At 68.8% G+C, this 23,480-nt stretch carries 18 protein-coding genes and 1 pseudogene; 2 read left to right on the top strand and 17 right to left on the bottom strand.

The annotated features are described in order from the left end of the window. Window positions 1-13 precede the first annotated feature (13 nt). Both tsf and rpsB read right to left on the bottom strand, forming a co-directional pair. On the bottom strand, window positions 14-931 hold the full coding sequence (tsf, locus tag R3F55_17495) for a translation elongation factor Ts (GenBank protein MEZ5669194.1): 918 nt from the start codon (window positions 929-931) through the stop codon (window positions 14-16). A gap of 50 nt (window positions 932-981) precedes the next feature. Continuing rightward, on the bottom strand, window positions 982-1,836 hold the full coding sequence (gene rpsB / locus R3F55_17490) for a 30S ribosomal protein S2 (protein ID MEZ5669193.1): 855 nt from the start codon (window positions 1,834-1,836) through the stop codon (window positions 982-984). A gap of 260 nt (window positions 1,837-2,096) precedes the next feature. On the opposite strand from rpsB, the gene R3F55_17485 reads away from it, so the two are divergent. Both R3F55_17485 and cls read left to right on the top strand, forming a co-directional pair. Continuing rightward, complete coding sequence (locus R3F55_17485) at window positions 2,097-2,807, top strand: endonuclease/exonuclease/phosphatase family protein (GenBank protein MEZ5669192.1); 711 nt, start codon at window positions 2,097-2,099, stop codon at window positions 2,805-2,807. Beyond that, window positions 2,804-4,267, top strand: a complete 1,464-nt coding sequence (gene cls / locus R3F55_17480; GenBank protein MEZ5669191.1) for a cardiolipin synthase — start codon at window positions 2,804-2,806, stop codon at window positions 4,265-4,267. The genes R3F55_17485 and cls overlap by 4 nt, the downstream gene beginning before the upstream one ends. A gap of 18 nt (window positions 4,268-4,285) precedes the next feature. On the opposite strand, the gene pncA is transcribed toward cls, so the two are convergent. The 15 genes and pseudogenes from pncA to nuoG all read right to left on the bottom strand — a co-directional run bounded on the left by pncA (window position 4,286) and on the right by nuoG (window position 23,472). Further along, window positions 4,286-4,933 carry a bifunctional nicotinamidase/pyrazinamidase gene (gene pncA / locus R3F55_17475; GenBank protein ID MEZ5669190.1) on the bottom strand — a complete coding sequence of 216 codons (648 nt, stop codon included), beginning with the start codon at window positions 4,931-4,933 and terminating at the stop codon, window positions 4,286-4,288. Window positions 4,934-4,952: 19 nt separating this feature from the next. Further along, window positions 4,953-8,450, bottom strand: a complete 3,498-nt coding sequence (gene dnaE, locus R3F55_17470) for a DNA polymerase III subunit alpha (protein MEZ5669189.1) — start codon at window positions 8,448-8,450, stop codon at window positions 4,953-4,955. Between the two features lie 64 nt (window positions 8,451-8,514). Beyond that, complete coding sequence (locus R3F55_17465) at window positions 8,515-9,207, bottom strand: ABC transporter ATP-binding protein (protein ID MEZ5669188.1); 693 nt, start codon at window positions 9,205-9,207, stop codon at window positions 8,515-8,517. Window positions 9,208-9,211: 4 nt separating this feature from the next. Continuing rightward, window positions 9,212-10,474 (bottom strand): lipoprotein-releasing ABC transporter permease subunit, encoded by a 1,263-nt coding sequence (locus R3F55_17460; protein ID MEZ5669187.1) that lies wholly within the window; start codon window positions 10,472-10,474, stop codon window positions 9,212-9,214. A gap of 377 nt (window positions 10,475-10,851) precedes the next feature. Continuing rightward, on the bottom strand, window positions 10,852-11,103 hold the full coding sequence (locus R3F55_17455; GenBank protein ID MEZ5669186.1) for a DUF1467 family protein: 252 nt from the start codon (window positions 11,101-11,103) through the stop codon (window positions 10,852-10,854). 11 nt (window positions 11,104-11,114) lie between these two features. Further along, window positions 11,115-12,800: a ribonuclease J gene (locus tag R3F55_17450; protein ID MEZ5669185.1), complete on the bottom strand. Its 1,686-nt coding sequence runs from the start codon at window positions 12,798-12,800 to the stop codon at window positions 11,115-11,117. After that, complete coding sequence (locus R3F55_17445) at window positions 12,797-13,585, bottom strand: type III pantothenate kinase (protein ID MEZ5669184.1); 789 nt, start codon at window positions 13,583-13,585, stop codon at window positions 12,797-12,799. The genes R3F55_17450 and R3F55_17445 overlap by 4 nt, the downstream gene beginning before the upstream one ends. A gap of 48 nt (window positions 13,586-13,633) precedes the next feature. Beyond that, complete coding sequence (gene nuoN / locus R3F55_17440) at window positions 13,634-15,082, bottom strand: NADH-quinone oxidoreductase subunit NuoN (GenBank protein ID MEZ5669183.1); 1,449 nt, start codon at window positions 15,080-15,082, stop codon at window positions 13,634-13,636. 12 nt (window positions 15,083-15,094) lie between these two features. Next, window positions 15,095-16,611 (bottom strand): annotated as a pseudogene (locus tag R3F55_17435) (NADH-quinone oxidoreductase subunit M). A gap of 10 nt (window positions 16,612-16,621) precedes the next feature. Next, on the bottom strand, window positions 16,622-18,568 hold the full coding sequence (gene nuoL / locus R3F55_17430; GenBank protein ID MEZ5669182.1) for an NADH-quinone oxidoreductase subunit L: 1,947 nt from the start codon (window positions 18,566-18,568) through the stop codon (window positions 16,622-16,624). 7 nt (window positions 18,569-18,575) lie between these two features. After that, window positions 18,576-18,884 carry an NADH-quinone oxidoreductase subunit NuoK gene (nuoK, locus tag R3F55_17425; GenBank protein MEZ5669181.1) on the bottom strand — a complete coding sequence of 103 codons (309 nt, stop codon included), beginning with the start codon at window positions 18,882-18,884 and terminating at the stop codon, window positions 18,576-18,578. Window positions 18,885-19,038: 154 nt separating this feature from the next. After that, window positions 19,039-19,662 (bottom strand): NADH-quinone oxidoreductase subunit J, encoded by a 624-nt coding sequence (locus tag R3F55_17420; GenBank protein MEZ5669180.1) that lies wholly within the window; start codon window positions 19,660-19,662, stop codon window positions 19,039-19,041. A gap of 157 nt (window positions 19,663-19,819) precedes the next feature. Then, the gene (gene nuoI, locus R3F55_17415; GenBank protein ID MEZ5669179.1) at window positions 19,820-20,308 is read right to left on the bottom strand and encodes an NADH-quinone oxidoreductase subunit NuoI; all 489 of its coding nucleotides are present in this window, start codon (window positions 20,306-20,308) and stop codon (window positions 19,820-19,822) included. Window positions 20,309-20,346: 38 nt separating this feature from the next. Further along, window positions 20,347-21,381, bottom strand: coding sequence for an NADH-quinone oxidoreductase subunit NuoH (nuoH, locus tag R3F55_17410; GenBank protein MEZ5669178.1), 1,035 nt, complete (start codon window positions 21,379-21,381; stop codon window positions 20,347-20,349). Window positions 21,382-21,402: 21 nt separating this feature from the next. Then, window positions 21,403-23,472 (bottom strand): NADH-quinone oxidoreductase subunit NuoG, encoded by a 2,070-nt coding sequence (nuoG, locus tag R3F55_17405; GenBank protein MEZ5669177.1) that lies wholly within the window; start codon window positions 23,470-23,472, stop codon window positions 21,403-21,405. Between the last annotated feature and the right edge of the window lie 8 nt (window positions 23,473-23,480).

Below are 23,480 nucleotides of genomic sequence, written 5' to 3'. Positions count from 1 at the left end.
CCGCACGCCCCGGTCAGCCGGCGAGCTTCGCCACCTCGGCGGCGAAGTCGTCTTCACCCTTGTCGATGCCCTCGCCGAGCACGAACTTGGCGAAGCCGGCAACCCGGATCGGCGTGCCCGCGTCCTTCGCAGCCGCTTCGACCACGGCGCCGACGGTCTTGTCGGTGTCCATGATGAACGCCTGCTCGGTCAGCACGACGTCCTCGAAGAACTTGCGCATCCGGCCCTCGATCATCTTCTCGATGATGTTCTCGGGCTTGCCCTGCTCGCGGGCCTGGTCGCGCAGCACCGCGCGCTCACGCTCCACCTGCTCCGGCTGCAGGTCCTCGCGCGCCGCGACCAGCGGGTTGGCCGCGGCCACGTGCATGGCGATCTGCTTGCCGAGGCCGGCCAGCATGTCGGTCGCCGCGCCGGACTGCAGCCCGACCAGCACGCCGATCTTGCCGAGGCCGGGCGCCACCGCGCTGTGCATGTAGACCGCGACCGCGCCCTCGGGCACGCTGAGCTTGTGCATCCGGCGCACGGTCATGTTCTCGCCGATCGTCGCGATCAGGTTGGTCAGCGTGTCGGCCACGCTGACGCCGCCGCCGAAATCGGCCGCCAGCAGCGCATCGACGCCGTCGACGTCGAGCGCGAGCTCGACCGCGCGGGCGACGAAGGCCTGGAACTGCTCGTTGCGCGCCACGAAGTCGGTCTCGGCGTTGACCTCGACCAGCGCGCCGACCGCACCGCGCGCGGCAACGCCGACCAAGCCGTCAGCGGCCACGCGCCCCGCCTTCTTCGCCGCCGCCGCCAGGCCCTTCTTGCGCAGCCAGTCGACCGCCGCCTCGATGTCGCCGTCGTTCTCGGCCAGGGCCTTCTTGCAGTCCATCATGCCTGCGCCGGTTTTCTCGCGCAGCTGCTTGACCAGCGCGGCCGTAATCTCCGCCATCAGTCTTCCCCTTGTCGCATTGGGTGCTCGGTACCGGGTACCGAGCGCAATCAGGCCTCGGCGGCCTTGCTCTCTTCCTCGGTCGGCTCCTCGGCGGCCGCGGCCTCGGCCGGCACCTCCGCCTCGACGGCCTCCTCCTCGGCGGCGTCCTCGTCGGGCAGGTCGGCCGCCACCGGCTCGGCGGCCGCGCCGATATCGACGCCCTGCGACAGCATCATCGCCTGCAGGCCGTCCAGGATCGCACCGGAAAGCAGCTCCAGGTACAGCGAGATCGCGCGCAGCGCGTCGTCGTTGCCCGGCACGGGGTATTGCACGCCCTTCGGGTCGGAGTTGCTGTCGATCACCGCGACGACGGGGATGTTCAGCTTGTTGGCCTCCTGCACCGCGAGGTCGTCCTTGTTGACGTCCAGCACGAACAGGATGTCGGGCAGGCCGCCCATGTCCTTGATGCCGCCGAGCGCGCGCTCCAGCTTCTCGCGCTCGCGGGTCAGGAACAGCAGCTCGCGCTTGGTGAAGCCGGAGCCGCTGTCGCCGTCCAGCATCCCTTCCAGGTCGCGCAGGCGCTTGATCGAGTGCGAGATGGTCTGCCAGTTGGTCAGCATGCCGCCGAGCCAGCGGTGGTTGACATAGTACTGGCCGCAGCGCTTGGCGAACTCGGCGACCTTGTCGGCGGCCTGGCGCTTGGTGCCGACGAACAGCACGCGGCCGCCGGACGCGGCAACGTCGCGCATCACCCGCAGGGCCTGGTCCAGCATCGGGACCGTCTGCTGCAGGTCGATGATGTGGATGTTGTTGCGGGCGCCGAAGATGTAGGGCGCCATCTTCGGGTTCCAGCGCCGGGTGTGATGCCCGAAGTGAACGCCGGCTTCCAAGAGCTGGCGCATCGAGAATTGCGGCAGAGCCATAGCGATGTCCTTTTCCGGTTGACCAAGCATGGGGCGAGCTTCGACAGCGATCGGATTGCCGAAACACCGGATGGACCGTCCAGGGACGGCCACGTGCCCATGCGCGGAGGTGGGCGCCTAGATAGCGGCGGCATGCGCGATTTGCAAGCCTTGCGACGTATGCGCGAATGGGATGTTTAGTGCATGGCCCATGCAATGCGCGCGGCGCGGGCCGGCCCGGACGATGCGGAACGGGCCGCCAGAGGGAACCGGACAAGCGGATGCTGCACGTCGCCTCCTACAACATTCGCAAGAGCGTCGGGCTCGACTGGCAGCGCGACCCCCGGCGGATCCTGGCCGTGATACACGAGATCGGCGCCGATATCGTCGCGCTACAGGAGGTCGACCGCCGCTTCGGCAGCCGGTCCGCCAGCCTGACGCCACAGATCGTCGCGGAGGAAAGCGACTACGAACTGGTCCGCCTCGCCGAGCGGCCGGCCAGCGTGGGCTGGCACGGCAACGCCTTCCTGGTTCGCCGTCATGTCGCGGTGACTGCGACGCGCGGTCTCGCCCTGCCGGCGCTGGAGCCGCGCGGCGCTGCCATCGCCGAGGTCGATGTCGAGGGCCGGAACCTGCGCGTCGTCGGCCTGCACCTGGGCCTGCTCGCGCTGTGGCGCCGGCGCCAGGCCGATGCCGTGCTGGACCACCTGGCCGACTGCGAGGCCCGGATGCCGACTGTGATCATGGGCGACCTCAACGAATGGAGCGCCCATGGCGGCTGCCTGGCCGCCTTCGCCCGCGACCACGATATCGCCCACGCCGGTCCCAGCTTCCATGCCCGGCGTCCGTTCGCGGCGCTGGACCGGATCATCGTCAGCCGCGACCTTGCCATCGTCGACGCCGGCGTGCACCGATCCCATCACGCCGCGATGGCATCGGATCACCTGCCGATCTGGGCGCGGCTGGCCCCGGCGGAGGAAACCGCGGCATGAACGGGCAAGCTGTCGAATCCGTCGCCGCGTTGATCGAGTGGGACCTGGCGGTGCTGATCGCGGTGGCGGTCTACGCCGCCGCGGCCCTTTGCGCCGTCTATGCGATCCACAGCAGCCGCACGCCGCAGTCGGCGATGGCCTGGAGCATCGCGCTGATCGCGATCCCGTTCGTCACCATCCCGCTGTACCTGGTGTTCGGGCGCAATCGCTTCTACGGCTACGTCCGGGCGCACCGCAGCGCGATCGCGCGCGCCTCGCCGCAGGTCCGCGCGATCCTGGAGAACCTGGCCGGCCATGCCGCGCCGGCGCCGGCGCCGCTGGCGCCGCTGTTCGAGACGGTGCGCCGGCTGACCGGGCTGCCGTTCTCGACCGGCAACACCGCCGAAGTCCTCATCGACGCCGAGGCCACCTACGACCGGATGATCGCGGCGATCGAGGCGGCCGAGGACTATGTGCTGCTGCAGTCCTACATCGTGCGCGCCGATACCGCCGGGCTGCGCTTCCGCGACGCGCTGGTCGCCCGCGCCGCGGCCGGCGTGCGCGTCCATTTCCTGTTCGACGAGATCGGCAGCGTGCGCCTGCCCAACGGCTATCTGCGCACGCTGCGGCAGGCCGGCATCCACGTCACCGGGTTCAAGACCGCGCGCCGGCTCGGCACCCGCTGGCAGATCAACTTCCGCAACCACCGCAAGGTCCTGGTGGTCGACGGCCGCACCGCGTTTCTCGGCGGGCTCAATATCGGCGACGAGTATCTGGGCAGGAACCGCCGCCTCGGCGCATGGCGCGACACCCACCTGCGGCTGACCGGCCCCAGCGTGCAGATGGTGCAACTGGCCTTCGCCGAGGACTGGTTCTGGGCCGAGCAGGAGCTGCCGCAGCTACGCTGGGACGCCGCGCCGAACCCGCAGGGCGGCGCGACCGCCACGGTGGTGCGCACCGGGCCGGCCGACGAGAACCCGGCCTGCGAACTGCTGCACGTGGAGGCGTTTGCCGCCGCCAACCGGCGGCTGTGGATCGCGGTCGGCTATTTCGTGCCCGACGAACCGGTCATGCTGGCCCTGCAGCGCGCCGCCCTGCGCGGCGTCGACGTGCGCGTGCTGATCCCGCGCAAGAGCGACAGCCGGCTCGCCTGGATCGCGTCGTTCAACTACCTGCCCGCCCTGATGCAGGCCGGCGTCAAGGTGTTCCACTACACCGAGGGCACCATGCACCAGAAGGTGATGCTGATCGACGACCGGCTGGCCGGGGTGGGCTCGTGCAACCTCGACAACCGCTCGCTGCACATCAATTTCGAGATCACGGCGCTGGTCGCCGACCTGGCCTTCGCGGGCGACATCGAACGCATGCTCGAGGCCGACTTCGCGCGCGCCACCCAGCTGCGGCCCAGCGACCTGGAGGACAAGTCCGGCTGGTTCTGGCTGCTGGCGCGCGCCGTCAACCTGGCCGCGCCGATCCTGTGACGGCGGCGGCGGTCCGGCTCAGGCCACCATGTCGGCGCGGGCGAGCGCGACGCCGGCCTGCTGGAAGCCGGCATAGGCCGCCTCCTTGGTGCCGTGCAGGTCGACCGCGCGGCAGGCGTCCTCCAGCACCACCGCCTCGAAGCCCTGCCGCACGGCATCCTCCGCCGAGAAGCGGACGCAGATATCGAAGGCCAGGCCGACGCAGAACAGCCGCTTCAGCCCGCGCTCGCGCAGATAGCCGGTCAGCCCGGTCGGCGTGGTGCGGTCGTTCTCGAAGAAGGCGGAGTAGGAATCGATCGTCCGGCGGAAGCCCTTGCGGATGATCAGCTCGGCATGGTCGGCATGCAGGCCGCGGTGGAAGGCCGCCCCCGGCGTCGCCTGGACGCAGTGGTCGGGCCACAGGGTCTGCTCGCCATAGGCCAGCCGGATGGTCTCGAACGGCGCGTGGCCGGGGTGCTGCGAGGCGAAGGAGGCATGGCCGGCCGGATGCCAGTCCTGGGTCAGGATGACGTGATCGAAGCTCGCCGCCAGCCGGTTGACCACCGGCACGACCGCATCGCCGTCCGCCACCGCGAGCGAGCCGCCGGGGCAGAAGTCGTTCTGCACGTCGATGACCAGCAGCGCGTCGTCCGGCCGGCGCTGGCGCAATGCCTTCATGTCCGTCATGGCCGCAACTCCCCCACGATCAGGCCAGCTCGTGCACGTCGATCACGCCGGCGATCCCCTTGACCGCGGCGCGCAGCGCGCCCCCGGTGAAATGGGGACGCGGCAGCGCGATCTCCACCTCCTGGTCCTCGGCATCGATGACCAGCTGGATCTGGCCGCGCTTGGCGCTGCCGTTGTGGCCGGCGGCCTGGGCGTCGGCCTGCTCGATCGCCGAGCGGATCAGCGGCAGCGGCTTCGGGCTGTCGATGAAGATGCGCAGGTTGGTCACGCTCTGGGCCGCGCGCGCCTCCAGCGACTCCACCCGCTGCGCGGTCAGGCGCATGTCGTCGTCCTGCTGCTGCACGTCGACCGCGACCACCACCACGCTGCCGACCGCCAGCAGGTCGCGCGCCACCGCCAGCAGTTCGGAGAACAGGGTCACCTCGAACGAGCCGCTGGCATCGGACAGGGTGACGTGGGCGAAGCGGTTGCCGGTGCGGTTCGACGTGCGCTCCTGCACCCCCAGCACCACGCCGGCCAGCGACGGCCGGCCGCCGCTGCGGCCCTGCAGCCAATCGCGCAGGCCGCCGAACTCCACCACGCCGATCCGCTTCAGCGTCGCCTCGTAGGCGTTCAGCGGATGGGCGGTCAGGTAGAAGCCGATTGCCTCGAACTCGCGGCGCAGCCGCTCCATCGCGTCCCAGTCGTGGACGTCGGGCAGGCGCGGCGCCTGCATGCGTTCGCCGCCGCCGAACAGGCTGGTCTGCGTGCTGGCGCGCGCCGCCTGGGCGGCCTGCGACCATTTCACCAGCATCTCGACCGCGTCGAAGGTCCGCGCGCGGTTGGGCAGCAGGCTGTCGAAGGCGCCGGCGCAGACCAGGTTCTCGAGCTGGCGCTTGTTCACAACCTTGGCGTCGAGGCGATAGGCCAGGTCGAACAGGTCGGCGAAGCGGCCGCCGGCCCTGCGCTCGGCCACCAGATCGTCCATCGCCTGGCGGCCGACGCCCTTGATCGCCGCGAGCGCATAGCGGATCGCCGGCCGGCCCTCGTGCTCCTCGACGCCGAACACGGCATCGGAGCGGTTCACGTCGGGCGGCAGCAGCGGCACCTTCAGCCGGCTCAGTTCCTGGCGGAAGACGTTCAGCTTGTCGGTGTTGCCCATGTCGTGGGTCATCGACGCCGCCATGAACGCCACCGGGTGGTTCGCCTTCAAGTAGGCGGTGTGATAGGCGACCAGCGCATAGGCGGCAGCATGGCTCTTGTTGAAGCCGTAGCCGGCGAACTTGTCGACCTGGTCGAAGATCCGGGCCGCGGTGGCGTCGCCGACGCCCTTGTGCATCGCGCCCTCGATGAAGGTGGCGCGCTGGGCGTCCATCTCCGCCTGGATCTTCTTGCCCATGGCGCGGCGCAGCAGGTCGGCGCCGCCGAGGGTGTAGCCGGCCAGCACCTGGGCGATCTGGATCACCTGTTCCTGGTAGATCATGATCCCGTAGGTTTCCTTCAGGATCGGCTCCAGGGTCGGATAGAGATAGTCCGGCTGCTCGCGGCCGTGCTTGCGGTTGATGTAGCTGGGAATGTTCTCCATCGGGCCGGGGCGGTACAGCGCGACCACGGCGATGATGTCCTCGAAGCGGTCGGGCTTCAGCTTGCGCAGGACGTCGCGCATGCCGCCGCTTTCCAGCTGGAACACGCCGACCGTGTCGGCCCGGCCCAGCATCTCGTATGTCGCCGGGTCGTCGAGCGGAATGCGGTCGAGGTCGATCTCGACCCCGCCGGCGCGGATCAGCGCGCAGGCGTCGTGCAGCACGGTCAGCGTCTTCAGCCCGAGGAAGTCGAACTTCACCAGACCGGCCTGCTCGACGAACTTCATGTTGAACTGGGTCACCGGCATGTCGGATGCCGGGTCCTTGTACAGCGGCGTCAGCTCGCTCAGCGGCCGGTCGCCGATCACCACGCCGGCGGCGTGGGTGGAGGCGTTGCGGTACAGCCCCTCCAGCTTCAGCGCGATGTCGATCAGCCGGGCCACGCCCTCGTCGCTGTCGCGCATCTCCACCAGCCGCGGCTCGCTCTCGATCGCCTGGCCGAGCGGGATCGGCTTTGCCGGGTTGTACGGCACCAGCTTGGCGATGCGGTCGACCTGGCCGTAGGGCATCTCCAGCACCCGGCCGACGTCGCGCAGCGCCGCCCGCGCCTCCAGCTTGCCGAAGGTGATGATCTGGGCGACCCGGTCGAAGCCGTATTTCTCCTGCACATAGCGGATCACCTCGTCGCGGCGGTCCTTGCAGAAGTCGATGTCGAAGTCCGGCATCGACACGCGCTCGGGGTTGAGGAAGCGCTCGAACAGCAGCCCCCAGCGCAGCGGGTCGAGCCCGGTGATGCGCAGCGCCCAGGCAACCACGGAGCCGGCGCCGGAGCCGCGGCCCGGGCCGACCGGGATGCCGCGGTCCTTCGCCCATTGGATGAAGTCGGAAACGATGAGGAAATAGCCGGAAAAGCCCATCTCGACGATGACGCCGAGCTCGTATTCCAGCCGCTCGCGATAGGGTGCCGCCGCGGCCTCGCGCGCCGCCCCGTCCATGTCCGCGGCGAAGACATGGGCGACCAGGTGCTTCTCGAGCCCGGCGCGGGCCTGGGCGCGCAGCTCCTCCGGCTCGTCGCGGCCCTGGGCGGTGTCGAACGCCGGCAGGATCGGCTTGCGCACGGTCGGGAAGTAGCTGCAGCGCTGGGCGATCGTCAGCGTGTTGTCGGCCGCCTCCGGCAGGTCGGCGAAGGCATAGCGCATCTCCTCGGCGGTCTTGAACCTGTGCTGGCGGGTCAGCCGCGGCCGGTTCGGCGCCGACAGGTGGCTGCGCGCCCCGATGCACATCAGCGCGTCGTGCGCCTCGTACATCTCGACCGTCTCGAAATAGACGTCGTTGGTCGCGACCAGCGGCAGGTCCAGGTCATAGGCCAGGTTGACCAGCCCGTCCTCGATCTGCGCCTCCACCGGCATCTCGTGGCGGGTGACCTCCACATAGAGTCGGTCCGGGAACAGGGCGCGCAGGCGCTGCAGCGCGGCGCGGGCGCCATCCAGGTCGCGCTCGGCCAGGGCGCGGCCGACCGGCCCGTGCACGCCGCCGCTCAGCGCGATCAGCGCGTCGGTGCGGCCCTTCAGCTGATCCCACGACAGGATCGGCGCCGGCTCGCCGCCCGGCGCCAGATAGGCGTCGCTGACCAGTGCCAGCAGGTTGCGATAGCCGGCCTCGGTCTGCGCCAGCAGCGGCAGGTGCAGCGGGCGCGGAAACCCGCCGCGCTCGCGACCGCGCTCCTCGTCCTCGGGCGCCAGCTTCAGCGTGCAGCCGACGATCGGCTGCACCCCGGCATCCTTCGCCGCCAGCGAGAATTCCAGCGCGCCGAACAGGTTGGAATGGTCGGTGACCGCGATCGCCGGCATGGCCTGCTTCGCGGCCAGCTTGGCCAGGTCCTTGGCCCGGATCGCGCCTTCGGTCAGCGAATAGGCGGTGCGCGCGCGCAGATGGATGAAGTCGGCCCGGCTCATGCCGGCAAGCTTCGCACAAACCGGACCGAGTCGTCAGCGCCGACGGCCGCGCCCGGCGTCGGTGTCAGCCGCCCTCGTGCAGCTGCCCGTCGCGCAGCACGACGACGCGGTCCATGCGGCGGGCAAGCTCCTGGTTGTGGGTGGCGATCAGTGCGGCCAGCCCGGTCTCGCGCACCAGTTCGGTCAGCATGGCGAACACAGAATCGCCGGTCTCGCTGTCCAGGTTGCCGGTCGGCTCGTCGGCCAGCAGCAGGTGCGGCCTGTTAGCCAGCGAGCGGGCCACCGCCACACGCTGCTGCTCGCCGCCGGACAGCCGCGACGGCCGGTGGGTCAGCCGGCGCTCCAGGCCGACGCGGACCAGCAGCTCGGTCGCCCGCGCGCGCGCCTCGCGTTTCGGCGCGCCCTCGATCAGCTGCGGAATCATCACGTTCTCGACCGCGCTGAACTCGCGCAGCAGGTGGTGGTACTGGTAGACGAATCCCAGGTTGTTGCGCCGCATCAGCGTGCGTGCGCGGTCGCCGAGACGGCCGCAGGGCTGGCCGTCGATCTCGACCTCGCCGGCGGTCGGCCGCTCCAGCAGGCCGGCGAGCTGCAGCAGGGTCGACTTGCCGGCGCCGGACGGACCGACCAGCGCCACCAGTTCGCCGCGGTTGAGCGTGAGGTCGATGCCGCGCAACACCTCCAGCTCGGTGTCGCCCTGGCGGAAGGTGCGGGTGACGCCGCTGAGGCGCAGCGGCAGGTTGGCAGCGCCGTTCATCGCCCTACTCCTCGCGCAGCGCCACGACCGGGTCGAGCCGGGCGGCCCGCCACGACGGGTAGATGGTGGCGAGGAACGAGAGCCCCAGCGCCATCGCCAGCACTTGCACCACCTCGGCCGGGTCGACCTTGGCCGGCAACCGCGACAGGTAGTAGATCTCGCCGGGGAACAGCTCGGCGCCGAACGAGGTCTCGAGGAAGCTCTTGATCTCCTCGATGTTGTCGCAGATCACCAGGCCGAGCGCGAAGCCGAGCAGGGTGCCGATCACGCCGATGCTGGCCCCGGTCATGAAGAAGATGCGCATGATCATGCCGCGCGAGGCGCCCATGGTGCGCATGATCGCAATCGCCCGCTGCTTGTCCTTCACCAGCATGATCAGGCTGGAGATGATGTTGAAGGCGGCGACCAGGATGATCAGCGTCAGGATCAGAAACATCACGTTGCGCTCGACCTGCAGCGCGCCGACGAAGGCACCCTGGGCGCGCAGCCAGTCGCCGATCAGATATTGCTGCGGCAGCGCGCGGATCACCGCGGCACGCATCGCCTCGACATTGTCGGGGTCCTCGGTGAACACCTCCAGGTAGGACACGCCCTGCTCGGTCTTGAAGAACACCTGGGCGTCGGGCAGCGTCATGAAGGCGAAATTGTCGTCATACTGGTACATGCCGACGTCGAACACGCCGGCGATCAGATAGTCCTTCAGCCGCGGCACCCGGCCGAAGCCGGTGGAGTTGAAGAACGGCGAGACCAGCGTGATGGTGTCGCCGACGCGCAGGCCCAGCCGCTGCGCCAGCCGATAGCCGATGATCACCGTGTTCGGCTGGAAATCCGCCAGGCTGCCGCCGGTCAGGCTGTCGTTGAGGATCGGCCGCACCGCGAAGTCGGCCGGGCGGATGCCGCGCACCAGCACGCCGGTGGCGCGGTTGTTGACCATCGCCATCGCCTGGCCTTCCACGGTGGGCATCGTGAAGGTGACGCCGGGCACCTGGTCCACCGTCTCGGCCAGCGTGTCGTAGTCCTCCAGCGGCCCGGCCATCGAGGCCACGGTGATGTGGCCGTTGAGCCCCAGCAGCTTGCCGACCAGTTCGGCCCGGAAGCCGTTCATCACCGACATGACCACGATCAGGGTGGCGACGCCGAGCGCGATGCCGATCAGCGAGAACCAGGCGATCACCGAGATGAAGCCCTCGCTGCGCCGCGCCCGCAGATAGCGGAACGCGACCATGCGCTCGTAGAGACCAAACATCGCCGCTCCCGTTCCGCCCATGCCGGCGCCGACCGCCGACTCCCGCCGCCCGGCACGCGCCGCGGACCTTAGGCGCGCCGCGGCCCAGGCGCAACGCCGCGGGCCGGATTTGCTTCGCGGCCAAAGATGGCGAGAAGATGTCGCGCCCGTGTCCGGCCGCCGTGCCGCGGAATGGTTTGGCAAGCCGGCATCGTCGATGTACGCTTGCCGCCTCATTGCTTGCAGTGAGGCGCGCTGGTCCGAGTGTCAGGGAGGATGGGCGCCTTCGGCCGGGACAAGGCCGGACGAACAACAAGTTCTGCGTCTTCGGGCGCGACCTTCGAAGCAAGACGCTCCGGTGTCTTGCTTATTTTATTTTCGGGACCGGCCGATCAGCGGACTGCGGTGCCGGGCGCCGCTCAACCCAACTGGCTCGCCATCCGATGGAAGCTGATCACGTCGAACTCGATCAGCAGGTAGACGATCGCGAACAGGACCACGGTTATCGCCGTGGTGATCAGTGCCTTGCGCCCGATCATCGCCTTGTCGGGCGCGCCATAGGCATGGCCCTTCGGCAGATCCTGCGGCGGGCGCGCCCGCCAGGGCAGGACGGTGAACAGCACCAGCCACCAGATGATGACGAAGACGACGATGCCGGTGACGGGCGTCATGCCGGCGGCCGTCAGAGCCGGACGATATGGACGGCGATCCGCGGTTTCTTCCCGATCGCCTCGCGCAGCACCGCGCGTACGCCGCGCCGGACCGCCTCCTCGACGTCGTCGTCCTCGCGGCGGCGGCCGGGGCTCAGATCCTCGATCGCGTCGGCGATCCGGTCGGCGGCATCGTCGAGCATCTCTTCGGACTCGTCGTCGTCCTCGTCGAGCAGCCCGAAGGTGGAGATCTGCAGGTCGGCGGCCAGGTTGCCCTTGCGGTCGAGCACCACCGTGACCGTAACCGCACCGGTCTCGATCAGCCGCCGCCGGTCCTTGAACAGGATCGTGTCCAGCGGCAGCAGCCGCGATCCGTCCAGCGCCAGCCGGTCGGCGAACACGTCGTCGACGATCTCCGCCGGGCCGGGCGCCAGCCGGATCAGGCTGCCGTTGCGCGGCGCGATCGCCTGCGGCACCTGGCACAGCTTGGCGAAATGGGCATGCTCGCGGATGTGGCGCGGCTCGCCGTGCACCGGCACCGCGATCTGCGGCCGGATGAAGGCATACATCTCGGCCAGTTCGTCGCGGGCCGGGTGTCCGGAGACGTGGATATGCTCGTCGCCGGCGGTGATCACGTCGATTCCGGCGTTGACCAGGGCGTTCTGCAGGTTGCCGATCCGCCGCTCGTTGCCGGGGATGACGCGCGACGAGAAGATCACGGTGTCGTCGGGCTCCAGCGAGACCGACTGGTGCGCGCCGGCTGCGATCCGGGTCAGCGCGGCCCGCGGCTCGCCCTGGCTGCCTGTGCAGATCATCAGCGCCCGCTCGCGCGGGATCAGGGTGAAGTCGGCCTCGCTGACGAAGGGCGGCAGGTCGGCGAGATAGCCGTTGGCCCGCGCCGCCGCCTCGATCCGCCACAGCGAGCGGCCGACCAGCGCCACCACGCGGCCGTGCGCCTGGGCCGCCTTGGCGATCGATTCCAGCCGGGCGATGTTCGAGGCGAAGCAGGCGACCCCGACCCGGTTGCGGCAGCGGCCGATCAGGTCGGTCAGGTTCTCGCGCACGTCGGCCTCGGAGCCGGCCACGCCCTGCACGAAGACGTTGGTCGAATCGCAGACCATCGCCATCACCCCCTCGTCGCCCAGGGCGCGCAGGGCGGAGACGTCGGCGGAGTCGCCGACCAGCGGATCGGCATCGAACTTCCAGTCGCCGGTGTGCAGCACCGTGCCGACGGGCGTGCGGATCACCACCGCATTCGGTTCCGGGATCGAATGGGTCACCGTGATCAGTTCGATCTGGAAGGGGCCGACGCTGAACCGGCCGCTCATCGGCACCTCGATCAGCTTGGCTTCCTTGGCCAGGCCGGCGTCCTCCAGCTTGCGGCGAACCAACGTGGCGGTGAACGGCGTCGCGTAGATCGGGCAGCGCAGACGCGGCCACAGATAGGGGACGGCGCCGATATGGTCCTCGTGGCCGTGGGTCAGCACCAGGCCGGCCAGCTCGCTGCGATACTCCTCGATGAACCGGGGGTCCGGCATGATCACCTCGACCCCCGGCGGCGTGGTGTCGTCGCCGAAGGTGACGCCCAGGTCGACCATCAGCCAGCGCCCGGCGTGGCCGTAGAGGTTGAGGTTCATGCCGATCTCGTTGGAGCCGCCCAGCGGCAGGAACGTCAGCTCGTCCTTGCCCGCGAGCGGGTGCGCGGCCAGCAGGGTCATGCGCCGGGTGCCCGCTGCGCCGCGTTGCGGCGGTGGATCTCGACCAGCCCGCGCAGCGTCAGGTCCGGGTCGACCTCGTGGATCGCGCTGCAGCTGCCGGCGAACAGCGTGCCCAGCCCGCCGGTGGCGATCACCGTCATCGGCGCGCCGAACTCGTGCTGGATGCGGGCGGTCAGCCCCTCGATCATCGAGACATAGCCCCAGAACACGCCGGACTGCATCGCTTGCACCGTGGTCTTGCCGATGATGCGCGGGGTCGCCTGGATGTCGATGCGCGGCAGCTTCGCCGCGACCGAGTAGAGCGCATTGGCCGAGTGGCGGATGCCCGGCGCGAAGACGCCGCCGTGATAGTTGCCGTCGGCGTCGACGATGTCGAATGTGGTGGCGGTGCCGAAATCGATCAGCAGCAGCGGGCCGTCATACTGGATATGCCCGCCGACGGCGTTGACCAGCCGGTCGGCGCCGACCTGTTCCGGCCGCTCGACCATGATCTTGATGCCGAGCTCCAGGTCGGACTGGCCGACGATCATCGGGTCCAGCTTCAGGTAGCGGCGGCACATCCGCTCCATGTTCGGCGTGGCCAGCGGCACCACGCTGGCGATGATGGCGCCGTCGATGGCGGTGAAGGCGAGGCCGCGCAGCTCGGTCAGCCGGCTCATCACCGCCGCGATCTCGTCCGCGGTGCGTTCCGGGTCGGTGGCGATGCGCCACTCGCCGATCTTCTCGGCGTCGCGATAGACGCCAAGCACCGTATTGGTGTTGCCGATATCAACAGCCAGCAGCATGGTCCGGTTCCTGGCGGGCGGCGGCGCGCGGCCGCCGTCCCGCGATGCTCAGAACAGCGCGTCGGCCGCGACCGCGGCGCTGTCGATCAGCGGTGCGGGATAGACCACGAACACCGCGGTCAGCACGGCCGAAACGAACAGCACGACGCCGAGCGCGCGGCCCATCGGCTGGTCGAACGGTTCGGCCGCCTCGTCGAACCACATCAGCTTGACGATGCGCAGGTAGTAGAAGGCGCTGACCACGCTGGACAGCACGCCGATGATCGCCAGCACGGTCAGGCCGGCGTCGATCGCGGCGCCGAACACCAGCAGCTTGCCGATGAAGCCGGCCAGCGGCGGGATGCCCGCCATCGAGAACATGATGATGGTCAGCGCGATCGCCATGCCGCGCTGGCGGTGCTGCAGGCCGGCCAGGTCGGCGATCTCCTCCACCGCCCTGCCCTGGCGCCGCATCGCCAGGATGCAGGTGAAGGCGCCGACGTTGGTGACCAGATAGATCGCCATGTAGACCAGCACCGCCGTCAGGCCCTGCGGGGTGCCGGCGGCGAGCCCGACCAGGGCATAGCCGATGTGGCCGATCGAACTGTAGGCCATCAGCCGCTTGATGTTGGTCTGGCTGATCGCGGCGAAGGCGCCGAGCAGCATCGAGCCGACCGATACCGCGATGATGATCTGCTGCCAGTCGTGGACCAGATCGCCGAACGGCCCGGCCAGCACGCGCATGAACAGGCCGATCGCCGCGATCTTCGGCGCCACCGAGAAGAAGGCGGTCACCGGCGTCGGCGCGCCCTCGTAGACGTCGGGCGTCCACATGTGGAACGGCACCGCCGAGATCTTGAACGCCAGACCGGCCGCCAGGAAGACGATGCCGACGATGAGGCCGAGCTCGGTCGGGCCCTCGCCGCCCCCGAGCCGAAGCGCGATCTCGGCGAAGCCGGTGGCGCCGGTGTAGCCGTAGATCATCGAGGCGCCGTAGAGCAGCATGCCGGAGCTGAGCGCGCCCAGGACGAAGTATTTCAGGCCGGCCTCGGACGACCGCAGCGTGTCGCGGTGGAAGGCGGCGAGCACGTACAGCGACAGGCTCTGCACCTCCAGGCCGATGTAGAGCGAGATCAGGTCGCCGGCCGAGACCATCATCATCATGCCCAACGTCGCGAACAGGATGAGGATGGTGTATTCGAACCGCGCGATGCCCTCGATCTTCAGGTAGCCGGCCGAGATGACGATGCCGGCGATTGCGCCGATCAGGATCAGGATCTTGACGAAGACGGCGAAGGCGTCGACCTGGAACATGCCGCTGAAGGCCGCGGCCGGCGCGGCGTCGCCGGTCAACACCAGGATGCCGACCAGAACCAGGGCGGCGCAGCCGATCGCCGCCACCTCGCCGGTACCGCGCGCACCGCGATAGGCGCCGTAGACCAGCAGCACCATGGCGATGCAGGCCAGGAACACTTCCGGCAGCGCGGCGCCCAGGTCGGCGATGCTGAATTCGTTCATACCGGTCCCGTCCTAGCGCTGGGCCAGCGCGGTCGCGCCGCCTTCGGCGACGGCGACCTCGTAGTTGGAGATCAGGTTGCCGATCGCGCCGTCCATGATGTCGATGAAGCTCGACGGATAGATGCCCATCCACAGCGTCAGCACGATCAGCGGGGCGAAGGCGGCGATCTCGCGCCGGTCCATGTCCAGGATCGCCTGCAGCGACTGCTTGGTCAGCTTGCCGAAGATCACCCGCCGGTAGAGATAGAGCATGTAGGCCGCGCCCAGGATCACGCCGGTCGACATCAGCGCCGCCACCCAGGTGTTGGCCTGGAACGCGCCGATGATGGCCAGGAACTCGCCGACGAAGCCGCTGGTGCCGGGCAGCCCGACCGAGGCCAGCGTGAACAGCATGAACACCGCGGCATAGATCGGCATGCGGTGCACCAGCCCGCCATAGGCCGCGATGTCGCGCGTGTGCATGCGGTCGTAGACCACGCCGACGCACATGAACAGCGCGCCGGAGACGAAGCCGTGCGACAGCATCTGCACCATCGCGCCTTCGATGCCCTGCTGGTTGGCGGTGAAGATGCCGATGGTGACGAAGCCCATGTGCGCGACCGACGAATAGGCGATCAGCTTCTTCATGTCGGTCTGCGCCAGCGCGACCAGCGAGGTGTAGATCACCGCGATGACGCTGAGCGTGTAGATCAGCGGCGCGAAGAACTCGCTGGCCAGCGGGAACATCGGCAGCGAGAAGCGCAGGAAGCCGTAGCCGCCCATCTTCAGCAGGACGCCGGCCAGGATGACCGAACCGGCGGTCGGCGCCTCGACATGCGCGTCGGGCAGCCAGGTGTGGAACGGCCACATCGGCACCTTGACCGCGAACGACGCGAAGAAGGCCAGGAACAGCCAGTACTGCATCGTCTCCGGCAGCGCGATCCGGTGCAGGTCCGGGATCGCGCTGACCTGGCCGGCCTCGAAATAGATGAACAGGATCGCGACCAGCATCAGCACGGAGCCGAGCAGCGTGTAAGGAAGAACTTGAACGCGGCGTAGACGCGCCGCTGCCCGCCCCAGACCCCGATGATCAGGAACATCGGGATCAGCACGCCCTCGAAGAAGATGTAGAACAGGATCAGGTCGAGCGCGCAGAACATGCCGACCATCAGCGTTTCCAGCACCAGGAAGGCGATCATGTACTCCTTCACGCGGGTCTGGATCGCATTCCAGCTGGTGACGATGCAGATCGGGGTCAGCAGCGTCGACAGCAGCACGAACAGCACCGAGATGCCGTCCACGCCCATGCGATAGCCGATCCCCAGGCCCGGCAGCCACGCGCTCTGTTCCTCGAACTGGAAGCCGGGGTTCGACCTGTCGAAGTAGAACCAGAGGAACAGGCTGATCACGAAGGTGCCGAGCGAGGTCCACAGCGCGGCATAGCGGGCGTTGCGCGCGACGTCGGCCGCATCGCCGCGCACGAACATGATGAACAGCGCACCGACCAGCGGCAGGAAGGTGACGATCGACAGGATCGGGATGTCGTCCATACCGCCCCTCTCAGGCCGCGCCGTACAGGTACCAGGTGACCAGGACGACGACCCCGATCAGCATCGCGAAGGCGTAGTGGTAGACATAGCCGCTCTGCAGCGCCGCCGCCCGCCGGGCCACGTCGCGCGCCATGCGGGCGAAGCCGTCGGGCCCGCAGCCGTCGATGATCGCGCCGTCGCCGGTCTTCCAGAGACCGCGCCCGATGTACAGCGCCGGGCGGACGATGATGCGGTCGTAAAGCTCGTCGAAGTACCACTTGTTGAGCAGGAACAGGTAGAGCGGCCGCGCGCGCGCCGCCAGCCGGGCCGGCAGCCCCGGCGCGGCGATGTACATCAGCCAGGCCAGCGCGATGCCGCCCAGGGTCACGACGATCGGCAGCAGCTTGACCCAGACCGGCGATTCGTGGGCGGCATGGATCGCGTGCTCCGACGCCTCGATCGCCACCGACTCGCCCCAGAATGCGACCATGCCCTCGCCGACGAACCAGTTGTAGAAGACGAAGCCGGCGACCACGGCGCCCAGCGCCAGCACCAGCAGCGGCACCGTCATCACCGGCGGCGATTCGTGTACATGGGCCATCACATGCTCGTCGGCCCGCGGCTTGCCGTGGAAGGTCATGAACAGCAGCCGCCACGAGTAGAAGGCGGTCATCGCGGCGGCGAACACGCCCATCCAGAAGGCGAACTGGCCGGTCCAGTCATGGGCGCCGAACGCGCTCTCGATGATCAGGTCCTTGGAATAGAAGCCGGCGAAACCGATGTCGATGAACGGGATGCCGACCCCGGCCAGCGCCAGGCTGCCGATCCACATCATCGCGTAGGTGACCGGCACCATCTTCCAGATGCCGCCCATCTTGCGCATGTCCTGCTCGTCGGACATGGCGTGGATCACCGCGCCGGCGCCGAGGAACAGCAGCGCCTTGAAGAAGGCATGGGTGGTCAGGTGGAACATCGCGGCGGGATAGGCCGAAACGCCGGCGGCGAAGAACATGTAGCCGAGCTGCGAGCAGGTCGAATAGGCGATCACCCGCTTGATGTCGTTCTGCACCAGGCCGACGGTGGCGGCGAAGATCGCGGTGGCGGCGCCGACCACGGCGACCATGGCCAGCGCATCCGGCGCCAGCTCGAACAGCGGCGACATCCGGCAGACCAGGAACACGCCCGCCGTCACCATGGTCGCGGCATGGATCAGGGCCGAGACCGGGGTCGGGCCCTCCATCGCGTCCGGCAGCCAGGTGTGCAGGCCGAGCTGGGCCGACTTGCCCATCGCGCCGATGAACAGCAGCACGCACAGCGCCGTCATCGCGTGCACCTCGGCGCCAAGGAATGTGAAGCTGGCGTCGGCGAATTCGGGCGCCCGCTCGAAGATCTCGGTGAACTGGACCGTGTCCATCACCAGGAAGATGCCGGCGATGCCCAGCGCGAAGCCGAAATCGCCGACCCGGTTGACGACGAATGCCTTGATCGCCGCGGCATTGGCCGACGGCCGGTCGTACCAGAAGCCGATCAGCAGGTAGGAGGCGAGGCCGACGCCCTCCCAGCCGAAGAACAGCTGCACCAGGTTGTCCGCCGTCACCAGCATCAGCATGGCGAAGGTGAACAGGCTGAGATAGGCCATGAACCGCGGCTTGGAGTGGTCGTGCGACATGTAGCCGACCGAATAGACGTGCACGAGCGCGCTGACCGTGTTGACCACGATCAGCATCACCGCGGTCAGCGTGTCCATGCGCAGCGACCAGGCGATCTCCAGGTTGCCGGAGCTGATCCAGGCGCCGAGGTCGTAGGTGACCGGGTTGCCGCCGACGGCGATGTCGAAGAACGCCGCCCAGGACAAGCCGGCGGCGATCAGCAGCAGGCCGCAGGTCACGATCTGCGAGCCGCGGTCGCCGATCAGCCGGCCGAAGGCGCCGGCGATCAGGAAGCCGAGCAGCGGCAGGAAGACGATCAGGGCGTACATGCGCCGCTCAGCCCTTCATCATGTTGATGTCTTCGACCGCAATCGAGCCGCGGTTGCGGAAGTAGATCACCAGGATGGCCAGCCCGATCGCCGCCTCGGCCGCGGCCACCGTCAGCACGAACAGCGCGAACACCTGGCCGACCAGATTGCCGAGGAAGGCCGAGAAGGCGACCATGTTGAGATTGACCGCCAGCAGCATCAGCTCGATCGACATCAGGATGATGATGACGTTCTTCCGGTTGAGGAAGATGCCGAAGATACCCAGCGTGAACAGGATCGCCGCGACGGTCAGGTAGTGACCGAGCCCTATCTCCATGGCGCGCCTCGCCTCGTTCGATGACCCGCAAACACGGCCGTCGTCCCCGTGCCCGCCCCGCGGCTCTCCCCGGCCGGGACCGCCGGCGCCACGACACCCCCGCGACTTGGCCGGGGATGGCGGGCATCGGCCGCAACGATCGCGCGCATCGCCATCACACGCCCGTCCGCGACTGCACCTTGCGCACCTCGATCGCCTCGCTGCGCTTGCGGCCGATCTGGGCGGCGATCGACTGCCGGCGCACGCCGACGCGCTGGCGCAGGGTCAGCACGATGGCGCCGATCATGGCGACCAGCAGCACCACGCCGGAGGCCAGGAACAGGTACGAATAGTGGGTGTAGAGCAGCCGGCCGATCGCCGCGGTGTTATGGACTTCCTCGGCCGGCGGCGTCGCCAGCGGGCCGGCCGCCGCGGCGACCGCGGCCTCCTGCGGCATCGGCCAGGAGCCGACCAGCAACACCAGCTCGGCCAGCAGCACCAGCCCGATCAGCGCGCCGATCGGCAGGTACTGCAGGAAGCCGCTGCGCAGCTCGCGGAAGTTGATGTCCAGCATCATCACCACGAACAGGAACAGCACCGCGACCGCGCCGACATAGACCACGACCAGGATCATCGCCAGGAACTCGGCGCCGATCAGCACGAACAACGCCGCGGCGTTGAAGAAGGCGAGGATCAGGAACAGCACCGAGTGCACCGGGTTGCGCGCGCTGATCACCATGAAGCCGGCGGCGATCAGCACGGCGGCGAAGGCATAGAAGGCGATGCCCTGGATGATCATCGGATTCTCCGGGCGCCCGCGCGGGGCAGGCACGAAACCGAGGGACGGGCGGCGCGGCGCGGCGCCGGTCGGGATGCGCGGCGTTTATGGCCGGCCCACGCCGATTCCGCAAGCGCGTGCTGGCCGTCGGCCGGGCCGGAAATGGCGGCGGATTGGCTCACCGATAAGGCGCGTCCTTGGCGATGTTGGCTGCGATCTCCTTCTCCCAGCGGTCGCCGTTCGCCAGCAGCTTCGCCTTGTTGTACAGCAGCTCCTCGCGCGTCTCGGTGGCGAACTCGAAGTTCGGCCCCTCGACGATGGCGTCCACCGGGCAGGCCTCCTGGCAGAAGCCGCAGTAGATGCACTTGGTCATGTCGATGTCGTAGCGGGTGGTGCGCCGCGAGCCGTCCTCGCGCGGCTCCGCCTCGATGGTGATCGCCTGCGCCGGGCAGATCGCCTCGCACAGCTTGCAGGCGATGCAGCGCTCCTCGCCGTTGGGATAGCGCCTGAGGGCGTGCTCGCCGCGGAAACGCGGGCTCAGTGGGCCCTTCTCATAGGGGTAGTTCACCGTCACCTTGCGCCGGAACATGTAGCGGAAGGTCAGCCACATGCCCGAGACCAGCTCGGCCAGCAGCAATCCCTTCGCGGTGCGTTCGATGAAGGCCATGGCGTTCGGTCCGATCTATCCTTGCGTCGCGCCGTCGCTCAGCCCTGGGCGGCGGGCAGCCAGTCGAAGGCGACCAGCGCGCCGGCGGTGACCACCACCCACAGCAGCGAGAACGGCAGGAACACCTTCCAGCCCAGCCGCATCAGCTGGTCGTAGCGGAAGCGCGGGAAGGTGGCGCGCACCCAGATGAAGACGAACAGGATCGCGCAGGTCTTCAACAGGAACCAGATCGGTCCGGGGATCCAGTTGAACGGCGCCACGTCGATCAGCGGCAGCCACCCGCCGAGGAACAGGATGGTGGTCATCCCGCTCATCAGGATCATGTTCATGTACTCGCCCAGGAAGAACAGGGCGAACGGGAAGGCCGAATACTCGACGTTGTAACCGGAGACCAGCTCGGCCTCGGCCTCGGGCAGGTCGAACGGCGCGCGGTTGGTCTCGGCCAGCGCCGAGATCACGAAGATCACGAACATCGGGAACAGCGGGATGCAGAACCACAATCCCTGCTGCGCGCGCACCACGTCCGACAGGTTCAGCGAGCCGACGCACAGCAGCACGGTGATCATCACGAAGCCGATCGAGACCTCGTAGGACACCATCTGCGCGGCCGAGCGCAGCGCGCCGAGGAACGGGTATTTTGAGTTCGACGCCCAGCCGGCCATGATGATGCCGTAGACGCCGAGCGACGAGATCGCGAACAGGTAGAGGATGCCGACGTTGATGTCGGCCAGCACCCAGCCGTCGTCGAACGGGATCACCGCCCAGGCGACCAGCGCCAGCACGAAGGTCAGGATCGGCGCCAGCAGGAAAACGACGCGGTTGGCGCCCGACGGGATGATCGTCTCCTTCATCAGGAGCTTGAGCCCGTCGGCGAACGGCTGCAGCAGGCCGAACGGCCCGACCACGTTGGGGCCGCGGCGCATCTGCATCGCCGCCATCACCTTGCGCTCGGCATAGGTGAGATAGGCCATCGCGATCAGCAGCGGCACCGCGATCGCCAGCACATAGGCGACGATGATCACGCCTGGCAGGACGTAACCGTCCCAGAAGCCCAATGTCTGTTCGCCGTCCATCGTCGCTGCGTCAGCTCCGCTCTAGCCGTCCGTGCCGGTCGGACGCCCCGCGGCGCCCTCGGCGCGCAGGGCGCTGCATTCGGCCATCGTCTTCGAGGCCCGGCTGATCGGGTCGGTCCGGTAGAAATCCGCCACCGGGGAGGCGAAAGGCGCGTCGTCGAGGTCGCCGGCCGCGCCGAACGCGCCCCATTCCGCCGGCTCGACCGCGCCGACCGCGGCGAAGGTCGGGCAGGTCTCGACCAGCAGACGGCGCACGCCGGCCAGGTCGTTGAACGGCAGCGGCCGCCCCATCGCGCCCGACAGCGCGCGCAGGATCTTCCAGTCCTCGCGGCCTTCGCCGGGCGGGAAGGCGGCCGGCCGGCCGAGCTGCACCCGGCCCTCGGTGTTGACGTAGGTGCCGTGCTTCTCGGTGTAGGCGGCGCCGGGCAGCACCACGTCGGCCACCGCCGCGCCGCGGTCGCCGTGGTGGCCCTGATAGATGACGAACGCGTTCTGCAGACTGGCCGTGTCGATCTCGTCGGCCCCGAGCAGATAGACAACGTCGATCTCGCCCGCCGCGGCGCCGTCAAGAATGCCGGCCACGGCGCGGCCGCCCTCGCCCGGCACCAGACCCAGGTCCAAGCCTGCCACCCGCGCAGCCGCGGTGTGCAGCACATTGAAGCCGTTCCAGCCGTCCTTGACCGCGCCGACCTTGTCGGCGATCTCGCGCGCCAGCGCCAGCACGGCGGCGCCGTCCGGCCGGGCCAGTGCGCCCTGGCCGACGACGATCATCGGCCGCTCGGCCTCCTTGAGCGCCTTGTGGAGCTTGTCGCGGGCCGACTTCACCGCCGCCAGCGACTTGGTGCCGGCGCCGAGATAGTCGTAGTCGTAGGTCAGATCGGCCTGCGGGCCGATCACGGCGACCTGCAGCTTGCCCGCCAGCCAGCGCTTGCGGATGCGCGCGTTGATCACCGGCGCCTCGACGCGCGGGTTGGTGCCGACCAGCAGGATCAGGTCGGCCTGGTCGATGCCGGCGATGGTCGAGTTGAACAGATAGCCGGACCTGGCCGGCCCGCCCAGCGCGGCGCCGTCCTGCCGGCAGTCGACGTTGGCGGTACCGAGCCCGTCCATCAGCAGCTTCAGGGCGAACATCGATTCCGCGTCGCACAGATCGCCGGCGATAGCGCCCAGCCGCGTCGGGTCGACCTTGCTCAGCGCGTTGGCGGCGGCGGCCAGCGCGTCGTCCCAGCTTGCCGGCTTCAGCTTGCCGTCGACCCGCAGATAGGGCCGGTCGAGCCGGCGGTAGTGCAGGCCGTCACAGGCGAAGCGGGTCTTGTCGGAGATCCACTCCTCGTTGACCTCCTCGTTCAGGCGCGGCAGCACGCGCATCACCTCGCGCCCGCGGGCGTCGACCCGGATCGCGCAGCCGACGGCGTCGAGAACGTCGACCGATTCGGTCTTGCGCAGCTCCCACGGCCGCGCGGTGAACGCATAGGGCCGCGAGGTCAGCGCGCCGACCGGGCACAGGTCGATCACGTTGGCGGAGAGCTCGGAGGTCAGCGCCTTCTCGACATAGGTGCCGATCTCCATGTCCTCGCCGCGGCCGGTGGCGCCCAGTTCCGGCACGCCGGCCACCTCGGAGATGAAGCGCACGCAGCGGGTGCAATGGATGCACCGGGTCATGATCGTCTTGATCAGCGGGCCCAGATACTTCTCGCGCACCGCGCGCTTGTTCTCGCGATAGCGGCTGGAATCGCCGCCATAGGCCATGGTCTGGTCCTGCAGGTCGCATTCGCCGCCCTGGTCGCAGATCGGGCAATCGAGCGGGTGATTGATCAGCAGGAACTCCATCACCCCTTCCCGCGCCTTCTTGATCTTGGGCGAGTTGGTGGTGATCTCCTGGCCGTCGGCGGCCGGCAGCGCGCAGGAGGCCTGCGGCTTCGGCGGCCCGGGCTTCACCTCGACCAGGCACATGCGGCAGTTGCCGGCGATCGACAGCCGCTCGTGGTAGCAGAAGCGCGGAATCTCGACGCCGGCCGCCTCGCAGGCCTGCATCACCGTGCTGCCGGCCGGGACCTCGACCTCGACTCCGTCGACCGTCAGCTTCGGCATCGATCGTC

Source organism: Alphaproteobacteria bacterium (assembly GCA_041396705.1).
Lineage (GTDB): Bacteria > Pseudomonadota > Alphaproteobacteria > CALKHQ01 > CALKHQ01 > CALKHQ01.
Note: the sequence above shows the minus strand (reverse complement) of the source record. Positions and strands in the feature narration are given on the sequence as shown.